Below are 15,798 nucleotides of genomic sequence, written 5' to 3'. Positions count from 1 at the left end.
TGTGCCAACGTGGCTGCGGCGGGAAGGGCGCGCCGATCCGATCACGGCCCTGAGCGTCGCACGGCAGGTCTCCGCGCATCTCGGGGAGGGGCTGCGCGGGCCCGGCGGCCGGGCGGCGGCACGGCGATTGCGCTGGCTGCTCCGGGCGCGCGCGGTGGGACTGGCCGGACCCGAGGGAACCATCGAATGGTCGGGGCCGCCGACCGATCCGGCGGCGGCGCTGGAGCTGGTCGGGTCCGTGCTGAACCGGGGGAAATCGGCCAGCGATGGGGACCTGGCGGCGCGTCCGCTGGTCGTCGATCACGAGGTGGCCGGAGTGCTCGTCGTGGACGGTGTCGGCGCGGCCAAGGCCGTGCGCGAGGCCGCGTGGCTGGTGGAGAACGCCCTCGAACGGGTGCGGTTGGAGCTCTCCGAGCGGGAGGCCGCGCGCTCGGAATTGCGCGCGCTGCGGGCGGAGATGTCGCCGCACTTCGTGTACAACGCGCTGACGGTGATCGCCTCCTCGGTGCGATCGGATCCGGAGCTGTCACGGGAGCTGCTGCTCGACTTCGCCGACTACGCTCGCTACAGCCTCGGCCGCCACGGTGAATACACCACGGTGGCAGACGAATTCGAGGCAATCGAGACCTATCTGGTGTTGCAGCGGGCGGTGATGGGCGACCGGTTGCAGGTGCAGATCCGGGTGGTACCCGATGTGCTGGCCGTCCCGCTGCCCTATCTCGTGCTGCAACCGTTGGTGGAGAACGCGATTCGACACGGCCTCGAGCCGCTGCGCGACGGCGGCACCGTGCAGGTGCAGGGCGAGGCCCGCGACGGGGACTGCATGATCAGCATCGAGGACGACGGAGTGGGTATGGAACCCGATGCCGCGGCCGCACTGCTGGCCGGAAAGGCCGGTGGCCGAGTCGGATTGAGCAATGTGGATCGGCGGCTGCGCACCGCGTACGGGCCGTGGTACGGATTGGTGGTGGAGACCGAACGTGACGCCGGGACCCGGGTGCTGGTCCGAGTTCCATTGTCGCAGCCGGGAATCGTGCCGTCATGAGTAGAGCCGAGTCATGAGTAGAACCGAGCGCCGCCTGCGTGTGCTGGCGGTCGATGACGTGCCCTCCGCCCTCGACGATCTGGCCCGGCTGCTGCGCGAGGCCCCCGAGGTGGCGGAGGTCGCCTTGGCCGGTGACTCGCTGGCCGCCCTGAAACGCCTGCAGGGCGAGCACTTCGACGCCGTCTTCCTCGACATCTCCATGTCCGGGCTGGACGGCCTGGAGCTGGCGAACCTGCTGGCGCGGCTGAGTGAGCCGCCGGTGATCGTGTTCGTCACCGCCCACGACAGCCACGCCGCGACCGCCTACGGCATCGGCGCGGTCGACTATGTGCTCAAACCGGTTCGCGTGGAACGGCTTTCCATGGCCTTGAGCAAGGTGATGCGGATGCTGCCGGAGGCCGCGCCCGCCGCGGTATCGCAGGATCTGGCCGATGCCATGGCCGCGCTGCCCGTCGAGAGTGCCGGGCGCACCCGCTACGTCCATCGCGACGACGTGGGATTCGTGGAGGCCCAGGGCGATTACGTGCGGCTGCACACCGCCTCCGGCGCGCATCTGGTCCGCATGTCCCTGTCCCGGCTCGAGGAGTACTGGGGGAGCGCCGGATTCGTGCGCACCCATCGCGGCTATCTGGTGGCCCTCGACGCCATTCGGGAGCTGCGCACCGACTCGGCCAGCGGCCTGCGCGCCCACACCGACCTGGGCGATGTGCCCGTCAGTCGGCGGCACGCCCGGGATCTGCGGGAGCGGCTGCTGAGCGCGGCGCGTCGCAGTGCCTCGGGCGGACACGGCAGGTCGGGCGGTCGGCGATGAGCGCGCGCCGGGCCACCGTCATGAGCCCGCAGACCCGCCTGGCCCAGGCCCGCCGTCACCGCCGCCCGGCGCTGCGCCCGATACCGCCGCCGGTCACCGATCTCGAACGGGCCCTGCGCAGTTACCGGGGCCAGCGGCGGCGGGCGGTGCCGACTCTGCTGCTGCTGTGCGTGCTCGTGTTCGGTATCCCGGTGCTGCTCAGTGTCTATCCGGACTTGGATCGGGTTCGGGCGCTGGACATTCCGGTGTCGTGGCTGGTGTTGTGGCTCGCACCCTATCCGGCGCTGGCGGCGTTGGGCGGGTGGCATCTGCGGCGCGCGGAGCGTGCGGAAGGTGATGGGGGAGCGGGGCCCGATTGATGGTCGGCCTGCTCGCCGCCGCGGGGATCATGGCGGCAACGCTGCTGGTGGGGTTGCGGGGAGTGGCGGCGGTACGGACCACGTCCGATTTTCTGGTGGCGTCGCGGCGGACCTCGCCGCTGGTCAACTCGTCCGCGGTGGCCGGGGAGTACCTGTCGGCGGGTTCGTTCGTGGGCGCCGCGGGGCTGATGGTCAAGGACGGCGTCGGATCACTGTGGTACCTGGTCGGATTCGCCGCGGGGTACGTGACCATGCTGGTGCTGGTGGCCGCGCCCATGCGGCGTTCGGGGGCGCTGACGGTGCCGGACTTCGCCGAGGCACGGCTGGGATCGGCCGGGCTGCGGCGGCTTTCGGCGGTGGTGGTGCTGGTGATCAGCACGCTGTACCTGGTGCCGCAGTTCCGGGCTGCCGGACTGGTGCTGAGCGTGGTGAGCCCGGTGCCCTACTGGGTGGGGATCGTGCTGGCCGCCGGGGCGGTCAGCATCACCCTTGCCTTGGGTGGCATGCGGGCGGCGACGTATGTGCAGGCCTTCCAATTCGTGCTCAAGATGGTGCTTTTCGCGATTCCGGCGATCTGGCTGGTGGTCGCCGTCGGCGCGGCGGTGCGCACGCAGGCCCTGCATCCGGTGGAATTCGACCGATTCCCGCGCGAGACCACCCTGGTGTTTCGGGACCGCGTGACCGTCGAGACCGCCGCGCCCGTGCGGGTGGACGGTGAACTGCTCGCCCCGGGCACCCACAGCTTCCACGGCGGCCAACGGGTGATCTTCCCGGCTGGCACGCCGACCCCGCGCGTGGGCGCGCTGGAGCCGCCGGGCGGAACAGCCTGGCAGCGACCGCTGTTCGATATCGGGCACCATGGCTACCCGCTGTTCAGCACGTTGGCGGTGCTGTTCGCGACCGCGCTCGGCACCATGGGCCTGCCGCACATGATCATGCGTTTCCACACCAGCCCGGACGGTCGCGCCGCGCGCCGCACGGCCGCGCTGACCATTCCGCTCATCGGCCTCTTCTACCTGTTCCCGGCCATCTACGGTGCGCTGGGCGGGGTGCTGGTCCCGCAGTTGTACCTGTCCGGCGACACCGACACCGTGGTCGTGGCCCTGCCGTCGCAGGTCGATTCGGGTTGGCAGGGAACGCTGTTCACCGGGCTGCTCACGGCGGGCTGTTTCGCGGCCATTATGACCAGTTCGCTGGGCCTGCTGCTGGCCGGTGCCAGCGCGATCTCCCACGATCTGGGCGCGGGCGGGCTGGGACGGCTGCGGCTGTCGGTGCTGGGGTCGGCGGCCGCGGTGCTGCTGCTGTCGCTGCCCGCCGCTCGGCTGGATGCCGGGATTCTGGTGACCTGGGCGTTCACCGTCGCGGCGTCCACGTTCTCACCGCTGCTGGTGTTGAGCATCTGGTGGTCGCGGCTGACGGCGTTCGGCGCCTTGGCCGGAATCCTGGTGGGACTGTTGGTCTCCTCGACCGCCATCGGCGTCACCGTCGGCGTGCCGAACCTCTCCGGCTGGGCTGCCGTGCTCGCGAATCAGCCTGCGCCACTGTCGGTTCCGGCCGCCTTCCTGACCATGACGGTGGTCTCGCTGCGCGGGCGTCCGACACCCTGGGCGCTGTCGGCCATGCTGCGTCTGCACGTGGACGAGAACGACCGTTCGTCGCGGACGAGCGGTCGTTCTCGGACCGTTCGTCGCAGACGCTGACGCTTCGCCGCACGGCGATTCCGCTGCGCCGCTCCGCTTCCTAGCGTGATTCGTGTCATCGAATTCCCGCTCGCACCAAGGAGGTTGAGTGACGAGCACCGACCGGGAGCTGATCGGCACCGAGCAATGGACCCGCGTGCACACCAGCCCCGAATTCAATCTCTTGCGACGCAGCCTGCGCGGCTTCGTCTTTCCCGTCACCGCGCTCTTCCTCGGCTGGTACGTGCTCTACGTCGTGCTCGGCGATTACGCGCACGGGTTCATGTCGGTGAAGCTGGCGGGCAATATCACCGTCGGTCTGGTGTTCGGGCTGCTGCAGTTCGTGTCGACCTTCGCCATTACCGGGCTGTATCTGCGCTTCGCGCACCGCGGTCTGGATCCGCTCGCGGACCGGATTCGTGACGACGCCGAGGGAGGCCGGTGGTGAACTCCGGTCTGCAGGGCGGCAATGTGCCCCTCAATATCGGCATCTTCGTGGCGTTCGTCGCCGTCACCCTGGTGGTGGTGTTCCGGTCCGGACGCGGATCCCGCACGGCCTCGGACTATTACACCGGCGGGCAGGCCTTCACCGGCCGCCAGAACGGCGTCGCCATCGCGGGCGACTACCTCTCGGCCGCCACCTTCCTGGGCATTACGGGATCGATCGCCATCTACGGCTACGACGGCTTCCTGTACTCCATCGGATTCCTGGTCGCCTGGCTGGTGGCGCTGCTGCTGGTCGCCGAATTGCTGCGCAACACCGGCAAATACACGCTCGGCGACGTGCTGGCCTTCCGTATGCGGCAGCGTCCGGTGCGCGCGGCGGCGGCCACCTCGACCCTGACGGTGAGCCTGTTCTATCTGCTCGCGCAGATGGCGGGCGCGGGCATTCTGGTGTCGCTGCTGCTGGGCATCTCCGGCGACGCCGGGCAGGCGGTGGTCATCTCGGCGGTGGGCGTCGTCATGATCGTCTACGTCCTGGTCGGCGGAATGAAGGGCACCACCTGGGTGCAGATCATCAAGGCCGTCCTACTCATTACGGCGGCCGCGGGCATGGCCGCCTGGGTGCTGGCCAAATACGGATTCAACTTCTCGAGCCTGCTACAGGGCGCGGTCGAGGAGGGCGGGCCGAACGGCGAGCGGCTACTCGCTCCCGGCGGAAAGTACGGCGTGAGCGGCACGTCCAAGCTCGACTTCCTGTCGCTGGGTTTGGCGCTGGTGCTCGGCACCGCGGGCATGCCGCACGTGCTCATGCGCTTCTACACCGTGCCGACCGCGAAGGAGGCGCGCCGCTCGGTGGTTTGGGCCATCGGCCTGATCGGCGCGTGCTACCTGTTCATCCTCGTCATCGGTTACGGCGCGGGCGCGCTGGTCGGTCCGGCGCGGATCGTCGCGGCCCCCGGCAAGGAGAACGCCGCCGCGCCGCTGCTGGCGCAGGAGTTGGGCGGGCCGGTGCTGCTGGGCATTGTCTCGGCGGTCGCGTTCGCCACCATCCTCGCGGTGGTCGCCGGTTTGACCATCACCGCCTCGGCGTCCTTCGCCCATGACATCTACGCCAATGTCATCAAGCGCGACCGGATCGAGGACAAGGACGCCGAAGTCCGCGTCGCCCGGATCACCTCGATCGTGATCGGTGTGATCGCCATTGTCGGCGGCATCCTGGCCAAGAACCAGAACGTGGCCTTCCTGGTGGCGCTGGCCTTCGCGGTGGCGGCCTCGGCGAACCTGCCGACCATCCTGTACTCGCTGTACTGGAGTCGGTTCAACACCCGCGGCGCGCTCTGGAGCATCTATGGCGGACTGGGGATCTCGGTGGTGCTCATCGTGTTCTCGCCCGCCGTCTCCGGCAATGCGAAGGCCATGTTCCCGCATGCGAATTTCGACTGGTTCCCGCTGCAGAATCCCGGCCTGGTGTCCATCCCGGCCTCGTTCGTGCTGGGCGCGCTGGCCACGGTGCTGTCCGGCGAACGCGACGCGGACAAGTTCGCCGAAATGGAGGTGCGCGCGCTCACCGGCCTCGGCGCGGAACAAGCCGTCGCCCACTGACTTTCCCGATTCGTCGACCTTCCGACCGTTTCATCAGATCGATCACGAGGAGAACCCCAGTGTTGACCTTCCCCGTCGGCCACCAGCCGCGGTACCAGAACTTTTCCATCAAGGCGATCTCCGACGAGACCATTCGCGAGGGCTGTGAGCGCGCCCCGTACGGTGCGGGCGACAAGGGCAAGCTCGCGCTCATCGAGGCGGTCACCAATGCCGGCGTCACCGATATCGATGTGGGCTCGGGGATTACCGAACCGGCCTTCGTGCGCTCGGTGCTGGACGACAAATTCCTGGTCGGCCGGATTCCCGAGGCCGCGCAGTTCTCGTTCAATCTCACGCTCAAGACCTGGGAGCCGCTCACCGAGCAGCTGGCCAAGGAACTGCCGCCGGAGTACCTGAGCGAGATCTACGTCAGCATTGGAATGATCGAAATCGACTCGGACAAAAAGCTTTTCGAGCGGGTCGTGGAGCGCCTGCATGCGATCGGCGTGCGCAAGCTGCGCTCGAGCCTGCTCAACGCGTTCTCGATCACCGTCGACGAGGACAAGTACGAGCACCTGAACCGACAGATCGATCGCTGCCGCCAACAGGGCATTTCGCTGATCCGCATCAATGACTCGGTCGGGACGCTGGTGCCCGACGCGACCGCGGTGCTGGCGGCGAACCTGGTGCACGACAACCCGGATTTCACCTTCTACCTGCACGGCCACAATGACCGCGGGCTCGGCACCGCGAACTCGCTGACCTCGGTGTTCCATGGTTTCCAGATGGTCGAGGGCGGTGTCGCCGGTGTCGGCAACCGGGCCGGGCTGGCCGAGATCGAATCCATCGCGGCCACCTTCGAGGACAACAACATCTCCGTCACCGACGGTGCGCTCGATATCGAGAAGCTCAGCGAGGCGGCGCGGCTGTCGGAGGTGGTCTTCCTGACCGCGCCGAGTCCGTACCGTCCGGTCAGCGGCTTCCTGGTGCGCAATGAGAACGCGGGCATCGTCAATGTCCCCGACTATCTGGGCGTGGCCCGGCCGGTGGACTACTTCCTGAATCGAATCGGCCTGTTCCCCACCTACATTCGCCAGATTCTCGCCGAGCGGGGCATGGATCCGCGGGTGCTGGCCGACGACGACTACGTCAACGACGTGTACCGGCGACTGGCGGCGCACATGGATGAACTCTTCGAGCGTAAGCAGGGGGAATTCAATGAACTGGTCGAGAATATCGAGGACTTTTACCGGGATATGGTCCGGCTGGACGAAGTTCAGCACTTCGCTCTGGAAGCTCTACGAGATCGAGAATTCTCACCGCGGTTGAGCGACGCGCAGGACTCGCGGAGCGACGAGACGGACATCAGCGTGGAAGCCGCAGTGGCCTGATGAACGTCACGGTCTTCGGCGCGGGCGGGATGGGGCTGTACTTCGCGGCCATGCTCGCCCGCGCCGGGCATCGGGTCACGGTCGTCGGCCGGGCGGACACCGTCGCGGCCGCGGCCGAGCCGCTGGTGCTCGAGGTTGGGGCGCAGACCTTCTCGGTGCCCGGGGTGCGGGCCGTCGCGGACGTGCCGGTGGACGCCGAGGCCGCCGATCTGGTCGTGGTGGCCGTCAAGGCGTGGCAGGTGGCCGCGGCCGCCAAAACCATCGCTCCGCTGGTGGGACCCGGCACCGTGGTGCTGCCGGTGCAGAACGGCGTGGAGGCCGGGACGGATCTGGCCGAAACCCTCGGCGCGGCATCGATTCTCGGCTGCACGTGCGTGGTGATCGCGCAGCGGGTCGGGCCGTGGGCGGTGCGCTGCCTTGGCGCCCACGCCACGGTCGAAATCGGGGCGCTGGCACCGGAATTCGAACCCGCGGGCGGTCGCTTCGACGGGGTCGCGGCGGCGCTGTCGGACGCGGGGATCGCGGTGACGCGGTCGGCCGACATTCAGGCCACGCTGTGGCGCAAGCTCATGCTCATCTCGTCCTACGGCGGTGTGGGCGCGCTGGCGCGGCAGCCGGTCGGTGTCACCCGCGCCGAACCCGCCACGGCGGAGCTGGTGCGGGACGCGATGCTGGAGGTGCTGGCGGTGGCCCAGGCGCGGGGGATCGCGCTGACCGAGGCCGACGTGGATCAGATGATGGGCGTCTATCGCGGATTCAGTTCCGACACCACGTCGTCCATGCAGCGCGATCTGGCGGCGGGACGCCCGTCGGAACTGGAGTACCAGAATGGCGCGGTGCTGCGCTTCGGTCGCGCGGCCGGGGTGCCCACGCCCATTCACCGGACCATCTACGCCTCGCAATTGCCGGGGGAGTTGGCGGCCCGGCGATCGGAAGGACCGTGAGAGTGACCGAACTGCGGACCACGGACGGCGTTGGCACGACCACCCAGCTGGGTTTGGCCGGTGTGATCGCCGTCAGCATCGGCAATTTCCTGGTGGCGTTCGACGCGTCGGCGGTCAATGTCGCCCTGCCGACCGTGACCGGCGAACTGCACGCGTCGGCGGGAGCCGGGCAGTGGTTCCTGGACGGCTACACCATTCCGCTCTGCGTCTTCCTGATGGTGTCCGGGGCGGCCGGTGATCGCTTCGGCGCGGCTCGCGTCTACAAGGTCGCGCTCCTGGTGTTCCTGGTGGCCTCGGCGCTGTGTGCCGTGGCGACCACCGGGCCGGAATTCATCGGTGCCCGCGTATTGCAAGGTGCCGCAGCGAGTTTCGCGCTGCCGATGACCCTCGCGATTCTGGGCAAGGGCATTCCCGACGTGAAGCGCCGCGCCCGCATGATCGGCGCGTGGGGTGTGGTCGGCGGGGTCGGCATCGCGTCCTCGCCGGTGCTGAGCGGATTGGTCACCGGGCATCTGGGCTGGCGGTGGATGTTCGCGGTCAATGTGCCGGTGTGCCTGGGCGCGCTGTGGATGCTGCACCGGTTCTCCGATGCCCCGGAAGCGGTGCGGCGCAGGGTGAATCCGATGTCGCAGCTGCTGTTATGCGTGGTGCTCACCGCGGTGGCCGCCACCCTGATCGAGAGCAGGCACGGCGCGTGGCCCGTCGGGTGGCTGATCGTGGTGGGCGTGATCGGGGTGCTCGCCGCGGCCGGACTGCTGCGCATCGAACTGGGATCGGCGAATCCGACTGTCCCGCCGGAGCTTTCCCGCAATCGGCCCTATCTCATGGTGGCGTTGGCCGGGGGCTGCTATCAGTTCGCGTCCTACGGGTCACTGCTGGTGCTCGCGCTGTTCCTGCAGCAGAAGCACGGTCTGAGCGCCGAGCGCACCGGCTATGTGCTGCTGGTGTGCGCCATCGCCTGGTTCCTCGGCAATGTGACCGCCTTGACCATCACCCCGGCCCGGCGTGATCGCGCCATTCTGGCCGCGGCGAGTCTGGGCCTCGTTGGGGCGCTGGCCGCCGCGTTCGGCTCGGTCGGCGGCAATCTGATCGCGGCCATGGCACCGACGGCGTTGATCGGTTATGCCGCAGGCATTCTCGCGTCCAGCTTGAGCGCCGCGGCCATGCACTCGAGCCCCGCGGCGGTCGCGGGGACCGCCGCGGGGTTGCTCAATACCAGCCGCCAGTCCGGCATGGTGATCGCGGTGGCGGTGCTCGGCGGCATGAGCTTCTCCCACGAACTGCTGTGGCCGATGCTGTTGATCGCCACCGCGTTCGCGGGCGTGCTCACCGCAGTGCGGCGCGGGCTCCGGCGGCCTCGAGTTTGATGCGGGCCGCCTCGGCGGCGTCCTTGTCGACCTTCTCCAGGACGGCCTTGGGCGCCGCCTCGACCAGATCCTTGGCCTCCTTGAGGCCGAGGCCCGGGATGATCTCCCGCATGGCCTTGATGACCTGAATCTTCTTGTCCCCGAAGGATTCCAGGATCAGATCGAATTCGTCCTGTTCCTCGACGGTCTCCACCGCGGGTGCGTCGGTCGCCGCCTGGACGGCCACCGGCGCGGCGGCGGTGACGCCGAACTCCTCCTCGAACGCCTTGAGGAACTCCGAAAGCTCCAGCAGCGTCATACCTTTGAATACGTCGAGCAATTCGACGACGGTCATCTTGGCCATGATGTACCCCTTGCGACGCTGACCAGGCGATGCCATCAATTCTAAGCGCGCGGGGCGGCCAAGGTCATTAAATATTCGCGCTCGCTATCGGTGAGCGGGCGTGGCGCGCCGCCGTCGATGGCGACCAGGGTGGAAGTCGCGGCGAGATACAGGTTTTCATGATCACGCACCTCGTGCGCGAGGGTGAACGAGGTGGTGCCGATGCGCTCCACGATCGAGGTGACGCGCACCGGAGTATCGCGGAACAGCAGCGGCAATCGGTAGGACAGGCGCTGACCCGCGACCACCACGTGCCAAGGGGCCGCAGGGGACTCGTGTCGATCCAGCAGATCCGAGCGGGCCTCGTCCAGGAACTGCGCGAAGACCACATTGTTCACGTGCTGCTGCGCGTCGATATCGGTGCGGCGCAACTGGATCTCATAGGTGTGCATCAGGGCTCCAGATCCTTCAACAGGACCCGCTGGTCCTCGGGCAACGGACGCGAGCGCTGGGTCTCCGGATCGAAGGCGACCATGGTGCACACGGCCGTCGAGTAGACGACATCCTCGTCCCGGATCTCCTGCTGCAGCGCGAACGACGAGGTGCCGATCTTGGTCACCCAGGTCTCCACCCGCACCGGCTCGGCCCGATAGCGCAGCGGCGTCAGATAGTCGATGTCCATCTGCGCGACCACATTGGACCCGCCGAAGCCGCGCGTCCAGAACAGGTCGATCCGGGATTCCTCCAGGTAGCGCAGGTGCGCCGCATTGTGCACATGCCCGTCGGCGTCCATATCGGACCACCGCAGCGGACAGTGGAAAAGGTGTCGAGCCACCCGGCATTCATATCAAGCGCGCGCTTACCGCAACCGTTCGGCCACCGCCGCCATGGCTGAATCTGCAAGAGTCGTGTCGTTGACGCCATGGGGTCCGGGCAGCAGGCTGGACGGTATGCGGGTGGTGCTGATCGTCGTCTTCGACGGCTTCCAACTGACGGATCTGGCCGGTCCGGCGGATGTTTTCAGTGGTGCCGCGGTGCTGGGCGCGACGCCGGGCTACCGGGTGGAGTTGGCCGCGGCGCAGGCCGGGCCGGTGCGGTCCTCGTGCGGGATCGAGGTGACCGCCAGCCACGGGCTCGACAGCTGGGACGAACCGGTCGACACGCTGCTGGTGGTCGGCGGGCTGAGCGTCTTCGCCGCGGCCGACAACACCGCGTTGGTGGACGGCCTGGCGCGCATGGCCGGTGACGCGACCCGGGTGGGTTCGGTCTGCTCGGGCACCTTCCTGTTGGCCAAGGCCGGGCTGCTCGACGGCCGCCGGGTCACCACCCACTGGGCCGGGGGTGAGCTGCTGGCCCAGCAGTTCCCGGCCGTCACCACCGAACCCGACCGGATCTATGTGCGCGACGGGCCGATGTGGACCTCGGCCGGGGTGACCGCGGGCATCGATCTGGCCCTGGCCATCGTGGCCGCCGATCACGGTCCGGATCTGGCGCGCGAGGTGGCGCGCTGGATGGTCGTGTATCTGCATCGACCCGGTGGACAGAGTCAGTTCAGCGCGCCGCTGGCCGCCAACCCGCCGAAGCGCGATTCCCTGCGGGCGCTGCAGGTCTGGATGGAGGAGAACCTGGAGGCCAACCTGTCGCTGCCCGCCTTGGCGGCGCAGGTGGGGATGAGCACCCGGCACTTCTCCCGGGTCTTCGCGCACGAGACCGGCACCACGCCCGCCCGCTATGTCGAACAGGTCCGCATCGCCGCCGCGCGGCGCATGCTCGAGACCACCGATCAGCCCCTGGATCGGGTGGCCACGGCCGTCGGGCTGGGCTGTCCCGAGACGCTCTATCGAATCTTCCACCGGCATTTGGGAATACCGCCGGGCGAATACCGCGCCCGGTTCACGAAATTTTGAAAGGGGGACTGTCCCATGACATTCCAGATCGCCATCGTGTTCTACCCGGGCATGACCGTGTTGGACGCGATCGGACCCTACGAGGTGCTGCGGTCGCTGCCTGACAGCGAATTGCGGTTCGTCTCCAATGAAGTCGGCCCGGTCGTGTCCGACAGTGGGGTGCTGGCGCTGGGGGCGACCCACACCTTCGCCGAGACGCCCGCGCCGGATCTGGTGCTGGTGGGCGGGTCGGAGGCGTCCACCACCGACGCCATGGCCAATGGGGAGTTGATCGAGTGGCTGCGGGCGGTGCATCCGGGCACGCAGTGGACCACGTCGGTGTGTTCGGGCGCGCTGATCCTGGCCGCCGCCGATATTCTGCGCGGGCATCCGGCCACCACGCACTGGGCCGCCCAGCCCGCGCTGGCCGCCTTCGGGGCCGAGTCGCGGCCGCACGACCGGATTGTGCGCAGCGGCAAGATCGTTACCGCCGCAGGGGTTTCCGCGGGCATCGACCTCGGGCTGTGGCTGGTGGGGGAGATCGCGGGCCGGGAGTTCGCCGAAATGACCCAGCTGGGCATCGAATACGATCCGCATCCGCCCTTCGACACCGGACATCCGGACAAGGCGTCGCCCGAGCTCATGCGCAAGGCCCGGCTCGATATGACCAAGCGGGCCGCCAAGCCGCGCATCCCGGTCGATCTGGCCACCACCTTCTGGCGACTGACCCTGAATCGCATCCGCGATCGCGCCGCCGCCCGGCACTGAATTCCCGCACCCGACCGGCACCGTATTCCCGTACCCGACCGGCACCGTATTCCCGTACCCGACCGGCACTGATTCCCGTACCGTCGAAAGGGTGGCCGACCTGCTCGACGATCGATTCTTCGCCAATCCCCATGCGTACTACCGGCATTGGCGCGAGGAAGGTCCGGTGCGCCGGGTGCACTTCGGCGACGGCGTCGAGCGCTGGCTCATTCTCGGCTACGAGGAGGCCCGGGCGGCGCTGGCGGATCCGCGGCTGTGCAAGGACATCGACGGTCTCGAGGCCGCGATCGACCGCAAGTACGACGGCAAGTGGGTGCGCCCGCGCACCCATGACGGCCTGCGGCACATGCTCAATGCCGATCCGCCCACCCACACCCGGCTGCGCAAGGCGGTCTCCCAGGCGTTCACCGCGCGCCGGGTGGCCGCCCTGCGCCCGGTCATCGAATCCACCGCGCACGAGCTCCTGGACGCCATGGCCGAGCACGACGAGGTGGATCTGCTGCAGGCCTTCGCGGTTCCGCTCCCGGTGACGGTCATCTGCCACCTGCTCGACGTGGACATCGAAGACCGCGCCACCTTCCGTGAGTGGACCAAGGCGCTGGTCGGCACTCTGGACCCCGACACCGACCGCTTCAAGGCGCATGCCGAGATGGTGTCGTTCCTGCGGAAGATGCTGCAGCGCAAGCGAATCGATCCGGGCGAGGACATGCTCTCGGCACTGGTCACCGACGCGGACGCCCGCCTCGACGAGGGCGAACTAATCGGCACGGCCCTGCTGCTGCTCGTCGCGGGCCACGAAACAACGGTCAACCTCATCGGCAACGGCACCCTAGCCCTCCTCCGCAACCGCCCCTGGCTCGACCGCCTCTGCGCCGACCCAACCCTCATCCCCGCCGCCGTCGAGGAATTCCTCCGCTACGACGGGCCCGTGAACATGGCCACCTTCCGCTTCACCACCGAGCCAATCACCGTGGGCAACACCGTCATTCCCGCAGGCGAGATCGTCCTGGTAGCCCTGGCCGCCGCAAATCGCGACCCCCGCCACTTCCCCACCCCCCACACCCTGAACCCCTCCGCCAACCACACCGCCCACCTGGCCTTCGGCCACGGCCTCCACTACTGCGTAGGCGCCCCCCTAGCCCGCCTCGAATCCCAAATCGCCTTCACCGCCCTCCTACAACGCTTCCCAAACATCGAACTCGCCGTACCCGATTCCCACCTCCACTGGTACCCCAACGCCGTAATCCACGGCCTGAAAACCCTCCCGGTGCACCTACGCAACTAACCAATACTCGGGGCCTCGAACCGAGCTCCGGATATTTGTCGCGGGACGTTCGGCCGACCTCAAACTGGTGCCGCCACTTGATCTTTCACCCCGCCCCGCTGTCCGGTTCGAGCCGCGCCGCCAGCGGCAGAAGTGGACGTTCTTGGCACGCTACATGTCCGTCATTCAAGTCGTTCTCCGCAGTTGGTGCAAAGCCACTCGATGCGGAGCGGAGTCAGGAGCAGGGCCTGAAGGTGTCTCGGCAGCCCCGTCTACTGCAACGAGCAGTGTTGGTTTGAGGCCGACCGCCGATGCGCACATCCCGCCTGCCGCCTGTCGTGGTCGCTCAAATCGTAACCCTCAGCACGATGCGGCATGAGGATGTCGCCCTCAGCAGACTAAGAAACTGTGCCGTCCTCGACCGGCACGCGGCTAGCAACATTATCCTCACCGCATGAGACAGTGTGAGCCGCAACGTATCCGAGGGTGGTTTTATCTGCCTGAGGCGCCTGACGAGCGAGTGCCAGGCATCCTCACCTGGGAGCCGTCAGACGGCGCCACGCTCGAATTGATCGGGGGCTTCTCGCCGGGACCTGACTACCAGCCCAGTCCAGAGGGCAACGGGGTTTACGCCACGCAAATCGTTGGAGACGTGCGATCGGGCACCATTTTCGGCGAGTCTGATTCCGGTAAGAAACTCTCTATCTGGGATGCGCAGCGCGGGAGCTACACCGCTGGTATCTCGGGCGAGGTGCGCGAGGAGTTCTGGTCATCGACGTGGGTGTGCGTCGGTGCTCACATCGGCAGCCCTCAAGATCCCGCCTTCATAGAAGCGACGCTGGAACCGGATGAGCTGTATTACCTCACCAACGACAGGCGCTTCTGCCCACCGCAGTGGGCGAAAATCGCGGGTGTTGAGAATCCAGGAGAACGCCTAGTCAACGGTACTCAGCTCATGCCCTACATCCTGCCGGTGATCGGCGGATATCACGCTGAGTACGCCATCGCGGACATTGATGGTGCCAGATACTCTGTCAACACTCATGCAACGCGACCGTGGGTCAGCGAAGCCACTGAGGCATTTCCGGAACTCAAGCTCGACATGATGACAAGGAATCTGCGCCGGGGTCGGGCAATTGAGCTACAGCTTGGGGCGAATGTGAGCATCCGTCTGCAGGACGAGGCCGCCGGGAGCGCAGCCGCCTTCGTCGACAGCATGGCGGCGGTTCTCGACCTGATCCGTTTGGCGACATTCAGCACGTGTGATGTTGAGGCGATCTGGCTTGAGGCTACCAACGGTGACCAGCTGTCTTTGCTCTCCCTGATCGGGGAGCCGGCGGCGCCGCACGAAACTCACTTGCCCGCAGCCATTGTCTTCACTTTCGGCGACGTTACCCTTGATTCGTTTCTAAGCACTCGAAAGAGTCTTACCGAAGGTCGCCAGGCGGCTTTCGCCTGGAGTATGGTGATAGGTCATTGCGGCTACTCGCCGCAGTTCGTCGAGCAGTACGTTAGCCAGGTGCTTGCCGCAGCAGAGGGTTTTGACACCTGGTGCCTCCGCAATAGTGGTCAGGTTGAGCTGAACGCGAGGCTCAAAGCGTTGCACGGCAGACTCCCCAATGAGGTGCTAGCGCTAATAGATCTTGACGTAAACAATTGGGCAGATTGGGCAGTTTGGGCGCGAAACCATGTGGCGCACGGCGGCACACGGAGACGCCGGTTTATCCAGGACAGTCTGCAGTTATTGGCGATTGCGAAGTCCGTAAACCTCGTAACCTACCTCGTCGTGCTTGCCGAACTCGGCGTGCCGTCCGAGAAGATGGTTGATGCGCTGCGCAACCACCCCCGGCTACAGGGATTGTTGTTGCATTGCGAGGCAGTCAATCAGATAAAGGAGATGCCAGAACCTCCGCTGTAGATGTCCGGCTGCCCGTCGG

The 15,798-nt window shown here is 67.3% G+C and carries 16 protein-coding genes; 13 read left to right on the top strand and 3 right to left on the bottom strand.

Annotated features, from left to right (window positions below; all coding sequences use genetic code 11):
* The first annotated feature begins 1 nt into the window (after position 1).
* From VMT40_RS14375 to VMT40_RS14335, 9 genes are all read left to right on the top strand, one after another.
* Complete coding sequence (locus VMT40_RS14375; RefSeq protein WP_326358478.1) at positions 2–1,045, top strand: sensor histidine kinase; 1,044 nt, start codon at positions 2–4, stop codon at positions 1,043–1,045.
* A 13-nt stretch (positions 1,046–1,058) separates the two neighbouring features.
* Positions 1,059–1,856, top strand: coding sequence for a LytR/AlgR family response regulator transcription factor (locus tag VMT40_RS14370; RefSeq protein WP_326358477.1), 798 nt, complete (start codon positions 1,059–1,061; stop codon positions 1,854–1,856).
* Entirely contained in the window at positions 1,853–2,215 is a 363-nt protein-coding gene (locus VMT40_RS14365; RefSeq protein WP_326358476.1) for a hypothetical protein, read from the top strand. The genes VMT40_RS14370 and VMT40_RS14365 overlap by 4 nt, the downstream gene beginning before the upstream one ends.
* Positions 2,215–3,915, top strand: coding sequence for a sodium/solute symporter (locus tag VMT40_RS14360; protein ID WP_326358475.1), 1,701 nt, complete (start codon positions 2,215–2,217; stop codon positions 3,913–3,915). The genes VMT40_RS14365 and VMT40_RS14360 overlap by 1 nt, the downstream gene beginning before the upstream one ends.
* A gap of 88 nt (positions 3,916–4,003) precedes the next feature.
* Complete coding sequence (locus VMT40_RS14355) at positions 4,004–4,342, top strand: DUF485 domain-containing protein (RefSeq protein ID WP_326358474.1); 339 nt, start codon at positions 4,004–4,006, stop codon at positions 4,340–4,342.
* On the top strand, positions 4,339–5,940 hold the full coding sequence (locus tag VMT40_RS14350) for a solute symporter family protein (protein ID WP_442789964.1): 1,602 nt from the start codon (positions 4,339–4,341) through the stop codon (positions 5,938–5,940). The genes VMT40_RS14355 and VMT40_RS14350 overlap by 4 nt, the downstream gene beginning before the upstream one ends.
* Before the next feature lie 59 nt (positions 5,941–5,999).
* Positions 6,000–7,310, top strand: coding sequence for a 2-isopropylmalate synthase (locus VMT40_RS14345; RefSeq protein WP_326358472.1), 1,311 nt, complete (start codon positions 6,000–6,002; stop codon positions 7,308–7,310).
* Positions 7,310–8,254 (top strand): ketopantoate reductase family protein, encoded by a 945-nt coding sequence (locus VMT40_RS14340; protein ID WP_326358471.1) that lies wholly within the window; start codon positions 7,310–7,312, stop codon positions 8,252–8,254. The genes VMT40_RS14345 and VMT40_RS14340 overlap by 1 nt, the downstream gene beginning before the upstream one ends.
* Positions 8,255–8,256: 2 nt before the next feature.
* Complete coding sequence (locus tag VMT40_RS14335) at positions 8,257–9,621, top strand: MFS transporter (protein WP_326358470.1); 1,365 nt, start codon at positions 8,257–8,259, stop codon at positions 9,619–9,621.
* On the opposite strand, the gene rplL is transcribed toward VMT40_RS14335, so the two are convergent.
* From rplL to VMT40_RS14320, 3 genes are read right to left on the bottom strand one after another with little or no spacing between them, the layout of a single operon-like run.
* Positions 9,581–9,964, bottom strand: coding sequence for a 50S ribosomal protein L7/L12 (gene rplL, locus VMT40_RS14330; protein ID WP_326358469.1), 384 nt, complete (start codon positions 9,962–9,964; stop codon positions 9,581–9,583). The genes VMT40_RS14335 and rplL overlap by 41 nt on opposite strands.
* 41 nt (positions 9,965–10,005) lie before the next feature.
* Entirely contained in the window at positions 10,006–10,395 is a 390-nt protein-coding gene (locus tag VMT40_RS14325; protein ID WP_326358468.1) for an acyl-CoA thioesterase, read from the bottom strand.
* Positions 10,395–10,778, bottom strand: a complete 384-nt coding sequence (locus tag VMT40_RS14320) for an acyl-CoA thioesterase (protein WP_326358467.1) — start codon at positions 10,776–10,778, stop codon at positions 10,395–10,397. Before VMT40_RS14320 ends, VMT40_RS14325 begins: the two co-directional genes overlap by 1 nt.
* Before the next feature lie 115 nt (positions 10,779–10,893).
* On the opposite strand from VMT40_RS14320, the gene VMT40_RS14315 reads away from it, so the two are divergent.
* The 4 genes from VMT40_RS14315 to VMT40_RS14300 all read left to right on the top strand — a co-directional run bounded on the left by VMT40_RS14315 (position 10,894) and on the right by VMT40_RS14300 (position 15,779).
* Positions 10,894–11,850 (top strand): GlxA family transcriptional regulator, encoded by a 957-nt coding sequence (locus tag VMT40_RS14315; RefSeq protein WP_326358466.1) that lies wholly within the window; start codon positions 10,894–10,896, stop codon positions 11,848–11,850.
* Between the two features lie 15 nt (positions 11,851–11,865).
* Complete coding sequence (locus tag VMT40_RS14310) at positions 11,866–12,597, top strand: DJ-1/PfpI family protein (RefSeq protein WP_326358465.1); 732 nt, start codon at positions 11,866–11,868, stop codon at positions 12,595–12,597.
* 91 nt (positions 12,598–12,688) lie between these two features.
* Complete coding sequence (locus VMT40_RS14305) at positions 12,689–13,882, top strand: cytochrome P450 family protein (RefSeq protein ID WP_326358464.1); 1,194 nt, start codon at positions 12,689–12,691, stop codon at positions 13,880–13,882.
* A gap of 433 nt (positions 13,883–14,315) precedes the next feature.
* On the top strand, positions 14,316–15,779 hold the full coding sequence (locus VMT40_RS14300) for a HEPN domain-containing protein (protein ID WP_326358463.1): 1,464 nt from the start codon (positions 14,316–14,318) through the stop codon (positions 15,777–15,779).
* Positions 15,780–15,798 lie beyond the last annotated feature (19 nt).

It is taken from the genome of Nocardia sp. CDC160, assembly GCF_035818795.1.
In the GTDB taxonomy this organism is placed as follows: domain Bacteria; phylum Actinomycetota; class Actinomycetes; order Mycobacteriales; family Mycobacteriaceae; genus Nocardia.
The sequence above is the reverse complement of the archived record's forward strand: the minus strand, read 5'-3'. Positions and strand labels throughout refer to the sequence as shown.